The organism is Sphingobium chungangianum, assembly GCF_977014255.1.
In genome coordinates this window covers 535,674-549,430 of the sequence record NZ_CDRNIV010000006.1, presented here as the reverse complement: position 1 = coordinate 549,430, position 13,757 = coordinate 535,674, and the positions used below count along the sequence as shown (strand labels likewise).

Annotated in this window: 18 protein-coding genes and 1 other RNA gene; 7 read left to right on the top strand and 12 right to left on the bottom strand. The window is 62.6% G+C overall.

Going from position 1 to position 13,757, the window contains the following annotated elements:
- Window positions 1-84 precede the first annotated feature (84 nt).
- Window positions 85-696, top strand: a complete 612-nt coding sequence (locus ACWNC0_RS09650; RefSeq protein ID WP_449471240.1) for a superoxide dismutase — start codon at window positions 85-87, stop codon at window positions 694-696.
- A gap of 130 nt (window positions 697-826) precedes the next feature.
- Window positions 827-1,258 (top strand): hemerythrin domain-containing protein, encoded by a 432-nt coding sequence (locus tag ACWNC0_RS09645; protein WP_449471239.1) that lies wholly within the window; start codon window positions 827-829, stop codon window positions 1,256-1,258.
- Here the strand turns inward: ACWNC0_RS09645 and ACWNC0_RS09640 are convergent.
- The 11 genes from ACWNC0_RS09640 to mscL form a co-directional block, all read right to left on the bottom strand.
- A complete protein-coding gene (locus ACWNC0_RS09640; protein WP_449471238.1) occupies window positions 1,251-1,595 on the bottom strand; it encodes a (2Fe-2S) ferredoxin domain-containing protein in 345 nt (114 codons plus the stop codon). The genes ACWNC0_RS09645 and ACWNC0_RS09640 overlap by 8 nt on opposite strands.
- Complete coding sequence (locus ACWNC0_RS09635; protein ID WP_449471237.1) at window positions 1,568-2,116, bottom strand: J domain-containing protein; 549 nt, start codon at window positions 2,114-2,116, stop codon at window positions 1,568-1,570. The genes ACWNC0_RS09640 and ACWNC0_RS09635 overlap by 28 nt, the downstream gene beginning before the upstream one ends.
- A gap of 212 nt (window positions 2,117-2,328) precedes the next feature.
- Window positions 2,329-2,716: RNase P RNA component class A (gene rnpB / locus ACWNC0_RS09630), an RNA gene on the bottom strand.
- A 43-nt stretch (window positions 2,717-2,759) separates the two neighbouring features.
- Complete coding sequence (locus ACWNC0_RS09625; protein WP_449471236.1) at window positions 2,760-3,458, bottom strand: N-acetylmuramoyl-L-alanine amidase; 699 nt, start codon at window positions 3,456-3,458, stop codon at window positions 2,760-2,762.
- 146 nt (window positions 3,459-3,604) lie between these two features.
- Complete coding sequence (locus tag ACWNC0_RS09620) at window positions 3,605-4,477, bottom strand: CheR family methyltransferase (RefSeq protein WP_449471235.1); 873 nt, start codon at window positions 4,475-4,477, stop codon at window positions 3,605-3,607.
- Window positions 4,474-5,556 (bottom strand): chemotaxis protein CheB, encoded by a 1,083-nt coding sequence (locus ACWNC0_RS09615; RefSeq protein WP_449471233.1) that lies wholly within the window; start codon window positions 5,554-5,556, stop codon window positions 4,474-4,476. The genes ACWNC0_RS09620 and ACWNC0_RS09615 overlap by 4 nt, the downstream gene beginning before the upstream one ends.
- A 46-nt stretch (window positions 5,557-5,602) precedes the next feature.
- Window positions 5,603-5,968, bottom strand: coding sequence for a response regulator (locus tag ACWNC0_RS09610; protein WP_196225378.1), 366 nt, complete (start codon window positions 5,966-5,968; stop codon window positions 5,603-5,605).
- Between the two features lie 77 nt (window positions 5,969-6,045).
- Window positions 6,046-6,483 (bottom strand): chemotaxis protein CheW, encoded by a 438-nt coding sequence (locus ACWNC0_RS09605; RefSeq protein WP_449471231.1) that lies wholly within the window; start codon window positions 6,481-6,483, stop codon window positions 6,046-6,048.
- 10 nt (window positions 6,484-6,493) lie between these two features.
- On the bottom strand, window positions 6,494-8,860 hold the full coding sequence (locus ACWNC0_RS09600) for a chemotaxis protein CheA (RefSeq protein WP_449471229.1): 2,367 nt from the start codon (window positions 8,858-8,860) through the stop codon (window positions 6,494-6,496).
- A 139-nt stretch (window positions 8,861-8,999) separates the two neighbouring features.
- Complete coding sequence (locus ACWNC0_RS09595) at window positions 9,000-9,275, bottom strand: hypothetical protein (protein WP_449471228.1); 276 nt, start codon at window positions 9,273-9,275, stop codon at window positions 9,000-9,002.
- Between the two features lie 145 nt (window positions 9,276-9,420).
- On the bottom strand, window positions 9,421-9,849 hold the full coding sequence (gene mscL, locus ACWNC0_RS09590) for a large conductance mechanosensitive channel protein MscL (RefSeq protein WP_196225374.1): 429 nt from the start codon (window positions 9,847-9,849) through the stop codon (window positions 9,421-9,423).
- A gap of 102 nt (window positions 9,850-9,951) precedes the next feature.
- On the opposite strand from mscL, the gene ACWNC0_RS09585 reads away from it, so the two are divergent.
- From ACWNC0_RS09585 to ACWNC0_RS09570, 4 genes are read left to right on the top strand one after another with little or no spacing between them, the layout of a single operon-like run.
- Complete coding sequence (locus ACWNC0_RS09585) at window positions 9,952-10,557, top strand: LemA family protein (protein ID WP_449471225.1); 606 nt, start codon at window positions 9,952-9,954, stop codon at window positions 10,555-10,557.
- 9 nt (window positions 10,558-10,566) lie between these two features.
- Window positions 10,567-11,361: a TPM domain-containing protein gene (locus ACWNC0_RS09580; protein WP_449471224.1), complete on the top strand. Its 795-nt coding sequence runs from the start codon at window positions 10,567-10,569 to the stop codon at window positions 11,359-11,361.
- Window positions 11,361-12,038 (top strand): TPM domain-containing protein, encoded by a 678-nt coding sequence (locus ACWNC0_RS09575; protein WP_449471222.1) that lies wholly within the window; start codon window positions 11,361-11,363, stop codon window positions 12,036-12,038. The genes ACWNC0_RS09580 and ACWNC0_RS09575 overlap by 1 nt, the downstream gene beginning before the upstream one ends.
- The gene (locus tag ACWNC0_RS09570) at window positions 12,035-12,580 is read left to right on the top strand and encodes an NUDIX hydrolase (RefSeq protein WP_449471220.1); all 546 of its coding nucleotides are present in this window, start codon (window positions 12,035-12,037) and stop codon (window positions 12,578-12,580) included. Before ACWNC0_RS09575 ends, ACWNC0_RS09570 begins: the two co-directional genes overlap by 4 nt.
- A gap of 3 nt (window positions 12,581-12,583) precedes the next feature.
- On the opposite strand, the gene ACWNC0_RS09565 is transcribed toward ACWNC0_RS09570, so the two are convergent.
- Entirely contained in the window at window positions 12,584-13,042 is a 459-nt protein-coding gene (locus ACWNC0_RS09565; RefSeq protein ID WP_449471218.1) for a DUF6456 domain-containing protein, read from the bottom strand.
- A 100-nt stretch (window positions 13,043-13,142) separates the two neighbouring features.
- Here ACWNC0_RS09565 and ACWNC0_RS09560 point away from each other — a divergent pair, with 100 nt between their 5' ends.
- On the top strand, window positions 13,143-13,706 hold the full coding sequence (locus tag ACWNC0_RS09560) for a helix-turn-helix domain-containing protein (protein WP_449471217.1): 564 nt from the start codon (window positions 13,143-13,145) through the stop codon (window positions 13,704-13,706).
- Window positions 13,707-13,757: the final 51 nt, after the last annotated feature.

Here is a 13,757-nt window from a genome sequence, read left to right as displayed (position 1 = left end):
AATAAGGCTGCTACGGGGCCGGGACCCTTTCGGTGGCATACCCGTTATGCCGCCATCCATCCCAAGAACCCGAGGAGTTCCGACATGGCCTTTGTGCTGCCCAATCTGCCTTACCCCAAGGATGCCTTTGGCGACATTCTTTCGGTTGAAACCTTCGACTATCACCATGGCAAGCATCACAATGCCTATGTCGTGAAGGCGAATGAACTGGTCGCCGCAGACCCCGCCCTGCAGGGCAAGTCGCTGGTCGAGCTGATCAAGAGCAGCAAGGGCGCGCTGTTCAACCAGGTCGGACAGATCTGGAATCACACATTCTACTGGCTGTCGCTGTCGCCGGAAAAGAAGCAGCCGACCGGCACGCTGCTCGCCCTCATCAACGAAGGCTTCGGCTCGGTCGATGCCTTGATCGAAAAGCTGAAAGCGGAGGCCGTCGGCCATTTCGCCAGCGGTTGGGCCGCGCTGATCCTGAAGGACGGCAAGCTGGAAGTCACCAGCTATCATGACGCCGACACCCCTGTCGCGCATGGCCACACGCCGCTGCTGATCCTCGATGTGTGGGAGCATGCCTATTATATCGACTATCGCAACCTGCGTCCCAACTATGCCGAGCGCCTGCTGAAGGACGCGATCGACTGGGATTTCGTCGCGCTGAACCTGGATGGCGAAGGCGCGAGCCGCGCCGATCAGCCGGGCTGATGCTTGTCACGCCGTCCGCCGCCCGAAAGGCGCGGCGGACGGCGCCTCCCTCGGTCAATATCCGCCGAAAAGAACGGATTATTAACGGCGCCGTGCGAAAAGCATCTTATCCTATGTTTGGAAACGGCCGATGGACCTGCAGCAATTACAAAGCCAGCATGACGCGCTTGACGTAGCCGCCGATGGATTTTTGCAGCTGATTTCCGACAACGCCACGCCCCGCCAGCTTGGCACCTTCCGCTGGCAGTTTGCCCGGCAACTAATGTCCCATCTCGCCCTGGAAGACCATATCTTCTATCCCGCGATGCAGAGGCAGGCGCATGCACCCCTGCGGGAAACAGCGGCGAAGCTGCAAGCGGAAATGGCGCCGCTGGCGCTGGACTTCACCCACTATATGTCCCGATGGAGCGATGATCGCATTGCGCGCGAATGGCCCGAATTTTGCCGCGAAAGCCGCCAGATCATCGATGCCTTGCTCAACCGGATGCGCAAGGAAGAGAAACTGCTGATGCCCCTGCTCGCCCAAGCAGGGCTGGAGCCGCCGCTCAAACAGGCTAGCTGACCCCGCCATCGGTCGGGGCAAGACCCAAGCTTCGCGCGACTTCGTCCAGATCAGCGCCCGGCCGGACCAGCAGCCAGTCCCGCGCCTGCGCGCCATTGACCACGGTCACCGCCCCCTTGGGGCAAACACCGAGGCAATTCACCTCGATAATCCCCGCCGCCGCCTTGCGCCCTTTCTTCAACGACAACCGCTTCCGTAGCGCCTTGGCGAGCCGCTCATCCCCATCGGGACCAAAGCCCCCATACAGCTTCTTCGAACATTTGCGGCAGACCAGGACCGCATTCTGCCAATTGGACCGGACATGATCCGTCAATCCGCGGTCTCCCGCGGCTTCCACGTCCGCCGTTCCTCCGCCGACCGCAGCACTTCATAGGCGGCCTGGATCGTCTGGAAACGGACGGCGGCGTCCGCGTCGCCCGGCTTCACGTCGGGGTGATATTCCTTGGCCAAACGCCGCCAGCTCTTTTTCACCGCCTCGAAATCGGCATCGTCCTCCAGCTCCAGCGCCTTCAAAGCGTGAAGCTCGTCCCGCGACCGGCTGCCGTCACCCGGCCCGCCCCAACCATGATAGGCGCTGCCCTGATAGCCGCCAGCATCGCGACGCTCGGCGCGCTCGCGCTGCTCCCGCTCTTCCTTGTCCAGCCCCTGAAAATAGTCCCAGTTGCGGTTATATTCGCCCGCATGATCGGAACAGAAATACCAGCGTTCCGGGCTGTTGGGTGACTTGGGCGCGGGGCAGTTGCCCGGCTGGTCACAGCCATACCGATCGCACATGCGCACCTGTTGCGCCTCACGCGATGCGCCGTAGCTGCGCCAGCGGGGAAATCCCCAGTCATTTGATCGGCTGCTTCGTGCCATCGGTCTCAATTAGGTAAGCCGCAGGCAGAACGCCACCCCGGCGGTTCATGAAATTACTGCCATCTCATCCTCCCCGCGCGAAGCGGGGGGAGGGGGACCGTTCGCAAAGCGAATGGTGGAGGGGAGCGGCGGTGCAACCGTCGCTAACGCGACGGCCCCTCCACCAGCCTCCGGCTGGTCCCCCTCCCCATCTATCGATGGGGAGGATCTTAAATGCCAGAGGGCCTATAAGCCGGGTCCTGTCCACCATGTTGCCATGGATGGGCGGCCATTCCTCTAGGAGACGGATTGCTCCGTCCCTCAAGCAACCAACCCGGGCGGTCTCAGCCGAAACAGGCCTAGCAGTCAAAGCTGCGTGCCGCCCCTATTCGGTCTTGCTCCCGGTGGGGTTTACCGTGCCGCCTTCCGTTGCCGGAGACGCGGTGCGCTCTTACCGCACCCTTTCAATTTCGCTGCGCCGAAGCGTTAGCGACCTGCTTTCTGTTGCACTGTCCCTTGGATCACTCCAGCCGGCCGTTAGCCGGCACCGTCATTTCGTGGAGCCCGGACTTTCCTCGCCGTGGAAGTTACCCGCCACGCCGCGGCCGCCCGGCCCTCTGGCAGAGCGCGCTATACACGCACTGCGCGCGCCCGTCATCCCCGCTTATTCATCGCCCCTCGGCTTTGGCAGCAACAAGGCGAGCAGGATCGCACGGCATTCGCCATCGATCACCCCGTCGATCAGTTCCGGCCGGAAGCGCCGCTGGAATGCGATCACCGCCGCATCAGGCTCGGCAATGTCATAGCCAAAGCGCTCCAGCGCCAGCAGGAAAGCACTGTCCGACCAAAGCGGATCCATCAGATTACGGGTGGGACGCGGCAGCGCCAGACGCAGCCGGGCCAGTCGCCACCAGGGGAAAAGCTCGCCCGGGTCCTGCTTGCGCGCCGGGGCGACGTCGCTATGCCCGACGATATTGCCACGCGTGATGGCGTGACGTTGCACGATGTCATGCATCAGCGGGATGAGTGCCTCAATCTGCGCGTCGGCAAAGGGCCGATAACCCCATTCATGGCCAGGATTGACGATTTCGATCCCGATACTCGCCGAATTGACGTCATCCGTGCCGCGCCAGTGGGACCGGCCCGCATGCCAGGCTCGTCTGGCTTCATCGACCATGCGGACGATCTCACCTTCTTCGGTCACCACATAATGGGCGGACACCTTGGATTCGGGGCTGGCCATCCAGTTGATCGCGCTCTGGGCGTCCGGCATGCCGGTATAATGCAGCACCAGCATGGATATGGGCAGCTTGCGGTCGTCGAAATTGGGCGACGGCGTTTCGATCATTGGAATGTCGCTCATCGGAAACCCGTAACCATCATCTGTCCTCGCCCCGCCGCATCAGGACGGGCAACTGCCGCAGACAATGACCGAGAGCGATAGGCCGATCAAGCGCAAGCACTTCCCTTTGACCCCGCGTCAGGGACAGGATGTGCGCAAAAACCTGGTCAGATGGCGCGGCGAAGCGCCTCGTCGCTGTTCCGCGCCGTTTCCAGCCGCCGCGCATATCCGCCGCGAAATTCCGGATGGGGAATGAAATCCTCGCTATGTCCGATCACGGTCTCGCCCGCCCCCAGCAACAGCACCGACTTTTCCTGGCTATGGCGCTTCAGAAGGCGGAATACCTCCTGCCGCCGTTCCGGCGTGAAATAAAGCAGCACATTGCGGCAAAGAAGCAGGTCATATTCACCCGATGGGGCCTTCGGATCGAACAGATTGTCCGTCCGGAAATCGATCATCCGGCGCAGTTCCGGACTGGCGCGCCAATTGTCTCCAGTGGGTTCGAACCATTTGATCAGGTCGCCAACGGCAAGACCGCGCTGAACGTCCATCTGCGAAAAGACGCCGCTGCGCGCCTGATCTATGGCGGCGGTCGAAATGTCCGTCGCCAATATTTCGATGCGCCAGCCACGCCAGCGCGCGATGTCGTTGCGCAATTGAATCGCCAAGGAATAGACTTCCTGACCCGTGGAACAGCCCGCGCTCCAGATCCGCAGCACCCGGTCCCGCCGATCCGCATAAAAGGAGGGCAGAATATGCCGGTGGATCATGTCGAAGATCTGGAGATCGCGGAAAAAGCTGCTTTCGTTGTTGAGCAGCGCGTTGATCACCTCATCTTCCAGCCGCGGATCCCGATTGCCCAGCAAGCGGGCGGCCAGTTCGTCCATGTCGGCAAGGCCATGGGTGCGCATGACGGGCTTCAGCGCCGTTTCCATCCGCCATGCGCGGCTTTCCGACAATATCTGCCCGGTGCGCGCCTCCAGCAGAGCCGAAAAGATGCGGGCGGCGCCGCTCGAGGATGAATTGGTCGAAAGGGTCAATGTGTCAAACCTCTGCTCTTTCCGCGCCGCGCGACGAAATCCATGATGGCATAGGGGTCCAGCAACGCACAGCTGAGCCCAGCCGCTGTCACCGATCCCGGCATGCCCCAAACGACGCTGCTCGTTTCATTCTGCGCCACGATCCAGCCGCCTGCGGCAACGATGTCATATCCGCCGACCGTGCCGTCACGGCCCATCCCGGTCAGGACGACGCCTGCCGCGCCCGCCCCATAGGCTTCGGCCATGGTGGTGAACATCGGATCGACGCCGGGCAGGTTTCCCGCAGGCGTGCGATGGGGATTCAACGTGACCATCACTCGCCCATATAGCCCCCGGCGGACCTGCAAATTGGCGTCGCCGGGCGCGACATAGATGGTATCTGGCACCAGCATTTCGCCCTGCTCGCCAACCTTCACGCGCAGGCTGGTCATCCGGGCGAGTTGCTGTACGAAATAGGATGTAAAGCTGACCGGCAGATGCTGGGTGAGCAGGATCGGCACGCCCAGCGGCTCGGTCATGCCGGCAAACAACTGACTCAGCGCGTGGATACCGCCTGTCGAAGCGCCGATGCCCAGGCAGGCAAGCGGGGCGATCGCCTTGCTCGCGGCCATCACCACCGGCCGCGTTTCCTCCGCCTGTTGCGCATTTGCGCCGAACAGGCGCGACAACCGATCGATCAGCGACTGGGGAAACTGCTCACCAAAGCTGCCGCTGCCGGGCTTTGCGAAAATGTCGCTCGCCCCCAGTGCCAGCGCCTCAACCGCGGCTCCGCTGCCTTCCTCGCAATTTCCGGAAAGGATAACCACCTTGCCGCCAGGATTCGCGCGGAGGAGGGCGGGAAGCGCCGACAATCCGCTCTGCCCCGGCAACTCGATGTCCAACAGGACCAGGTCGACCTCATGCGCGGCCAGATAACCCAATGCATGTTCGGCGCTGTTGGTCTTGTGAACCACCGAAAACGCCGGATCGCTATCCAGGATGCGCGCGATCATCGTCCGCACCACGACAGAATCATCGACAACCATCGTGCGGACCTGCGGTCTGCTCTGGCTGGCCAGGATAGGCGTGACGGCGGACATTGATGGGCTTTCTGGCGTCAGGAATGGACTGGGGCGAATGAACGGTTCAGATGACGCCCACGATCGACAGCTTGCTTTCAAGCGTTTCGCGATCGAACGGCTTCATCACATATTCGTCGGCGCCTGCCTCCACGGCTGCCTTGATATGACTGATGCCGTTTTCAGTGGTGCAGAATATGATCTTCGGCCGAGCGGTCACCTTCGCGGTGGAAAGCGCCTGAAGAAATTCCATTCCGCTCATGACCGGCATGTTCCAGTCCAGCAGGACCACGTCCGGCGCTGCGGCTTCGCATTGGGTCAGCGCATCCTGCCCATCCACCGCTTCACTTACCGACAAATCAAGTGATTCCAGGATATGCCGTGCAACTTTGCGGATGACTTTCGAATCATCGACTACCAGACAGTTTTTCATGAAGCGTCCCTTGGATTTTTCCCCGTGCAGGAAAGATTAGCCACCAAAGCCGAGTAATTCGTAAACGAGCCAGGAATTTATGCGGCCTGCGCCAGCGGGCCGGTTTCGATGAAGCTCGCCAGCGAAACCAACAGGTGCGGATGCCCGTCCTGTTCGACGATCGCCCGCGCATAAGGCGCCCAGGCCTTGTCCAACTGCCCACGCAGCGGCAGGTCGCCTTCGGGCACCTGGCAAATATCATGCACCGCATCCACCATCAGGCCATAGCTGTGCCCGCTGATGTCGGCGATGATTGCCAGGCCCTGCCGATCCGGCGGCGTGGGCGCGCCATGGATCAGGGCGGGCACGTCGATGATCGTCAGCACACGACTGCGCAGGGCGGACAGTCCGGCGACATGCCCCAGCATGCCGGGCACCGGCGAGATGTCGGCCAGCTTGACGACCGCCTCGACCTCATTCGCCTCCACGGCGACGCGGGTGTCGGCCAATGTCGCCAGAAGGTAAAGCTGCTCCATAAAAACCTCCTTAGCGCCGGGTGCCGGTGATGGCCGCCATCAGGGCGTCCTGATCATAGCGGTAGACGCTGCCATCCTCTGGCCCCGCCGGTTTTGGTGACGCGCGCAGTTGAACGATGCGGCATCCCAATATCTCGGCCGCCTGCGTCAGGTCACGGTCAGAACAAAGAACCACGTCCGCCGGATCGACGGCCTCTTCCTGGGGCAGGCCCAGAAGGACTTCATGGCCCGCCTGACGCAGCAAGGGCGCCAATATCTCACGCGTCCAGCCATCCTCGCTGTCAGCAAGGACGCACCGTCCCCGAACGCGTCTCGCGAAGCCACTATCTGGCAGAGAGGCAAACAGCGCGAAGGGATTAAGGACCTCAAGATGTTCGCCATCGACCATGGCGACGCCGCTCAGCACGCCTTGCAGGGCGACCATGTCGGGCACGGCAGGCATTTCCACGATGTCGAGAACAGCGGCGACCGGATAGCAGGCTTCCTGATTGCCATCCCGAAGCCGCAGCGCCGAAACATGATCGGCAGTAAATTTATGCGCGCCGTTGGCCACCGGCACCAGCCGTCCATCCAGCCGCACAAAGGCATGAGCGCCCGAACGACCAAAGAGCGACGCGTCAACGTCCTCCACCCGCTCAACCAGCGACAGCTTGATCAGCCGTCGTTCGCCCGACAGCTCCTCAAAACGCAGGGCCGACACCATCTCGACCCGGACAGCGCCATCGTCATTGTCATCCGCCTGATCATTGGCCCGTTCATCCGCAACATTCGGTAGGCGCGCGGCATTGGCGAGGCCCGCCGCGTCGAGCAGCAGCATCGGCTTGCCATTGTCGGGCAGCGTCATGCCCGCATAGACGCCGGTCGCCATGACCAGCGGAGAGGCAGGACGAATAACCAGTTCCTCATGGTTATCGACAGCGGCGACACCCAGAGCGAAGGGAACGCCGGTCGCGGATCGCACCACCATGATCGCGCGCGGACCCGGCTGGGCGGACTTCTCCATTCCCAGAACATCTTCCAGATCGATCATCGAATGACGCACCGAACGGATCGTCGCGATCTTCGCGCCACCGACTTCGGCGACGTGCAGCGTCTCGTTATTATCGTGCAGTATCTCGACCACCGCCGCGCGCGGAATGGCGAAGTGCAGCCCCCCAGACCGAATGATGAGGCCTGGAATGATCGTCAGCGTCAACGGAACGCGCAGCACGATCCGCAATCCCCGCCCCAGCTCATTGTGCAGCGCGATGACGCCCCCGATCCGCTCCACATTGGCGCGCACCACGTCCATCCCGACCCCCCGGCCCGATATCGCGGTTACGTGGCTGGCAGTCGACAGCCCGGCCTGGAAGATCAGCTCCAGCTTTTCCGCCTCGCTCATTCTGGCGGCGGCATCGCGGGTCAGCTTGCCTGCTGAAACTGCCTTTTCCACCAGCCGCCCGGTGTCGATACCCTGCCCGTCGTCGCTGACCTCGATCACGATCTGATTGCCCGACTGGCGTGCCTGCAACTTCAGCGTCCCGGCTTCGGGCTTGCCCAGCGCCTTGCGCTGCTCGGGCATTTCGATGCCATGATCGATGCTGTTGCGCACGATGTGGGTCAGCGGATCGACCACCATCTCCACCATCTCGCGGTCCATTTCGACGTCGCCGCCCTCAAGGACCAGGTCGATCCTCTTGCCCAGTTCGCGGCCCAGATCACGCACCATGCGCGGAATGGCGGTAAACAGCCGCTCCACGCGCTGCATCCGTGTCTTGGAAATGGCGTCCCGCATGTCGGCAACGCAGGTAGAAAGCCGTTCGAAGCTGCTTTCCAGCTCAGGGTCGCTCGACCGTTCGCGCAGCTTGCGAGACAGCTCGTTGCGCGCCAGCACCATGTCCGACACGCCGTTCATCAACTGGTCGATCAACGACAGCGGCAAGCGGATGGTCCGGGGCACCGCCTGCGCGCCGCCCTGACGCACAGCCTCGATCGCGGGCGCAACGTCCGTCGCCGCCGCCGGTCCTTCCTCGCGTGCGGCGAGGGCGCCAATCAGATAGTCGTCATTTTCATCCGGCAGCGCAGCGCCGATCGCCACCGCCTCGGCAAGTTCGGCGATCCGGTCCATAATGCCCAGCACGGCGCTCACCGTCGCCGGATCGGCGGTACGGTTTCCAGCGCGGATTTCCGACAGCACGTCCTCGGCCGCATGGCTCAGCCGTTCAAAACGCGGCAGGTTGAGGAAGCCGCAGCTGCCCTTTACCGTATGGAAGAAGCGGAAAATGGCGTCCAGCCGGTCGCGATCGCTGGGATCGGCCTCCCAGGCAACGACCTCGCCCGCCAGGGCTTCCAGCGTTTCCTGTGTCTCGGCAATGAATTCCTGAAGTAGTTCGTCCATTCCCTTGGCCTTCACGGATGCGCGCGACGGCACCATGGGGAAGGCGTGGTTAAAGGCTCGTTAAAGACGTTGAACAGCCAGCAAAAAGGGCGCCGCGATCATCATCGCGACGCCCTTTCCGGCTTGGGAAAGCGAAAGCTTAGCGCTCCGTCTTCTCTTCGACGGCATCGGCAGCGCGTTCACCCGCTTCGCGAGTGGCCTCGGCCTTGTTCTCCAAAGCGTCGGCGGCGTTCTCAGCGGCTCTCTCGGCATTGCCGGACAGGTTATCGGCCATCGCTTCCATGTTGCTGGCCTGGTTGTCGATGGCGTCCGCCTGATTCTCGTATGCGTTCTCGACCTTGTTTTCCTGCTTGGAATCGCACGCAGCAAGCGCGATCAAGCTGGCAAGGCCGAGGACTGAGACGATGGTTTTCACGGCGTGTTCTCCTGTTGCGCCCCCCTGGGGCTGACGTCATTCGGCAAGAATTCCGGCCGCGCAAAGCACCCAGAACTCTGACCGCGATCAACTGGTCGCACGGCAGATGGTTCCCGCCGCAGGCTCCTTTCGTCGCAGAAACGAATTATTTTTTGAGGTTATCGCGAATTTCACGGAGCAGCAGCACCTCCTCCGGGGTTGCAGCAGGCGCCTCATCGGGCTTGGGCATCAGCCTGTTCACTGCCCTCACCAGCAGGAAGATGATGAAGGCGAGGATGAGGAAATTGACCAGCACGGTCAGGAATTCGCCCCACCCCAACATGGCGACCCCTGCGCCCTTGAGGTCGGCATAGCTTTCCGGATTGCCCTTGAACCCGGCCGGTATGTCGCCGAGCCGGATGAAATAGCGGGAAAAGTCCGCCCCACCGAACAGATAGCCCACCACCGGCATGATCAGGTCATCGGTCAACGACTTGGTGATGGTGGCGAAGGCGCCGCCAATGATGACGCCCACAGCCAGGTCGATCACGCTGCCCCGGTTGATGAATGTCTTGAATTCGGAAATCAGTCCCATGTGAGAACCCCTTGCACTGATTGCGTGTTTAACAGGATGAGCCGTTGCACCCGCTTCGACAACCACCTATTTCCGACATCGTAACAATGCCGAGGATGTTCCATGACGATCCTGCGCCGATTTTCCCCTGCTTTCCTCCTGCCTTTGCTGACAGCTTTTGCGCTGTCCGCCTGTGGCATCAACAGCGTCCCCACTGCGGAGGAAGCGGCCAAAGCCAAATGGGCCGACGTTCAGGCGCAATATCAGCGCCGCTCCAACCTGATCGGCAATCTGGTCGCCACCGTGAAGGCGGCCGGCAAGCAGGAACAGGACACGCTGGTGAAGGTCACGGAGGCGCGCGCCAAGGCGACATCGGTACAGGTCAACGCCGAGGATCTCTCCGACCCCGCCAAGGTCCAACAATTCCAGCAAGCGCAGGCGCAACTGAGCCAGGGCCTCGGGCGGCTTCTTGCATCGGTGGAGGCTTACCCCGACCTCAAGACCAACCAGAATTTCCTCGACCTCCAGTCACAGCTGGAAGGCACCGAGAACCGCATCGCCGTCGCCATTCGGGACTATAATGAAGCAGTGCGCGCCTATAATACGCGCATCCGCACCTTCCCTGACGCGATCGGTGCCAAGATCATCTATGGCGCCAAGCCGATGACCCCCTTCCAGGCAACCACGCCGGGAGCCGAAGAAGCGCCCAAGGTCGACTTCAGCAAGTAAGCGCCAGCGATGCTCCGCCGCCTGCTCCTGATCTTCGCGCTCCTGTCAGCGATGCTTGGCATGGCTCCGTCCGCCGGAGCCCAGAGCTTTCCGAAGTTCGACGACAAGGGCGTGGTGGATGCCGCGAACATCCTCGACCCCGCGCAGGAACAGGCGCTCAGCCAGAAGCTGATCGCGCAGAAGCAGGCGAGCGGGCGGTCGCTGGTGGTGGCCACCATTCCAGACCTGCAAGGCTATGACATATCGGACTATGGCTACCGCCTCGGCCGCGCCTGGGGGATTGGCGACAAGAATAACCAGGGCGTTTTGCTGATCATCGCACCCAATGAACGCAAGGTGCGGATCGAGGTCGGCTATGGCGTCGAAGGCATACTGACGGACGCGCTGTCGTCGCAGATTATCCGCAACGCGATCACGCCCCGCTTCAAGGCTGGCGACATGGCGGGCGGGATCGACGCGGGCGTCGATCAGATCACGTCGCTGCTCGCCCTGCCCCCGGACCAGGCGCGAGCACGTGCCGTGCAGGCGGAGGCCGAAGCCCGCCAGCAGGATAGCGGAGGCGGCGGCATCCTCGGCTTCTGGATCATCATGTTCTTTATCTTCTTCGTCCTGCTGCCACTGCTGTCACGAGCGCGCGGCGGCAAGCGCTATCGCCGTGGTGGCGGCGCGCCTGTCATTATCTGGGGGCCGGGCATGGGCTCTGGATGGGGCTCTGGCGGCGGGGGGGGATCAAGCTGGGGTGGCGGTGGCGGTTTTTCCGGCGGCGGGAGCTTCGGGGGCGGTGGCGCCTCGGGGGGCTGGTGATGCAGGTTCTTCTTAGTCAAACCGATCACGACCTTGTCACCACCGCCGTCAAGGAAGCAGAGGCACAAACATCCGGCGAGATCGTGACGATCGTCACGCGCCGTTCCGACAGCTATCATGACGTCGGCCTCAGCTGGGCGGTGGTGGCCATATTCCTCGCTTTGTCTTCCATGGCCGCGTTCCCGGCGCAGCTGCGCGCCTTTCTGTCCACTCTGCTGCTGGATTGGGAACATGAGCTTGCCGACTGGAAGCTCATCCTAAGCCTGACCGGCCTTCTCATCCTGACGTTTCTCGTGGTCCGCTATCTGCTCGCCATCATGCCGCTGCGGATGCTGATGACGCCGCGCGCTACCAAGGCCCGTCGGGTGCGCCGCCGCGCGATCCTTCTCTTCCGCACCGCCGCCGAAGCACGCACGCGCGGGCGCACGGGCGTCCTCATCTATCTCTCGCTTGACGAGCATCGAGCCGAGATCGTCGCTGACCGCGCGATCAACGAAAAAGTCGCGCCCGAAGCGTGGGGCGATGCGATGGCGGCGCTGATCGATGCGATCCGGGCAGGCCAGCCAGGTGAAGGGCTAGCACAGGCCGTGCGTCAGGTCGGCGCCGTCCTCGCGACGCATTTCCCGCGCGAGCATGATGACATCAATGAACTGCCCGACAGGCTGATCGAATTATGAGTGAACAGGATATGGCCGCCCCGGAAGAAATCATGTGGGCTGGCCGTTTCATCACCGCCAAGCGTCGCGGCAGATGGGAATATGTGGGGCGAGCGCGCGGCATCCATGCTGCCGTCATCCTCGCCATAGACGAGGATGCGGACGGGCGGCGGCATGTGCTGCTCGTCGACCAATTCCGGGTGCCGCTCGGCCGCCGCTGCATCGAACTGCCCGCCGGCCTCGTCGGCGATGATGAGGAAGGCGAGGCATCCGAACGCGCGGCCATCCGCGAACTGGAAGAGGAAACCGGATACCGCGCAGGTCACATGGAGGCCGCTGGCGACTTCTACAGTTCGCCCGGCATGGTATCGGAAAGCTTCTGCCTTTTCCGCGCCCATGATCTGCAAAAGACGGGCGATGGTGGAGGCGTGGACGGGGAAGATATCCGCGTCCACCGCGTTCCACTGGATCAATTGGCGGCGCAGATCGCCGTCTGGCGGGCCGAAGGTTTTGCCATCGACGTCAAACTGCTGCTGCTCCTCGGTGCCGAGCTGAGCCGTTAAACGTCACGACACCCGATACCAGGCCGCCACCCTCTCCAGCGCCAGCGTCAGGACCAGCTTGCCCGCCCTGCTCGGCCATCCGAGCGCCCGCTCCGCCGCGACCAGTCCCTCGCCAGCGCAGGCAACCCGCCATAATATGTCGCTAAGCCCCGGCCCGGCGGCGGCGATGGCGGCATGGAAACGCTCCCGCGCAGACAGTTGAGCCATGCTGGGATCGGGTGCTTCCGAGCCACGCCTTGGGCCACCGATCGAAGGCGCCGCGTCCCATCGCATGGTGACACGCGGACCAAGCCCCGCCTTCTCCCAGTCAGCGCGCAACAACTCCCCCGCCCTGAAATAGCGCTCGCTCAGGTGACCACGTGCATGCAGCCATGCCAGCGGCGATTCGCCCATATTCACCGCCACCGTCTGGACATGTCCTGCGGGGTCCTCGATCTTCTGCTCCACATATTGGCTTCGCATCGGCTTCCTCCTTATGCATGAATGATGCGAAGGGGCTTGCCACGACGAACCATTTGTAGGAAAGACGAAAAACCAAATAGGTGAAAAATCGGGAATAGGCATGATCACCCGGATTAGAGAAGTTCGAAAAGCCAAGGGTTTGACGCTGGAGCAAGTCGCGGCGCTCTGCCGCCCTGCAACCACGGCGCAGACGATAGGCAGGCTGGAAACCGGCACGCGAACCGTATCGGTCAACTGGCTGAACCGCATCGCCGACGCTCTGGGCGTTGGTTCGTCCGAGCTGGTAGCGCTGCCGGGCCAAAGCGTGGTGCCGGTCGCGGCGCTGCTGGGTCCCGAAGGCGCCCGCGCGCCCACGCGGAGCCTGTCCTTCCCCCCACCCGTACCCGCCGACGCGATGATCGGCGTTCAGGTATCCGCCAGCATCGGTGATTATCGCAGCGGGGATGAAATCTGGTGCCGCCGCATCGGCCCGGACGAATTTGCAAGCGCGCTGAACCGCGACATATTGCTGCCACGCCATGCCGGACGCTTCGTCTTCGGCAGACTGATCGGGCGAGAGGGTGACAAGTTGCAAATATTGCCGCTCGGCAGTGGCAGCCGTCAGCAGGTGATCAGCGACCCACCCTGGGGCGCCGTGGCGGTTCAATTGGTGAGACAATTGTAGCCAAAGCCGCGCTTCAGCCCTAACTCTCGATTAACCGCGATGCCTTAAGGG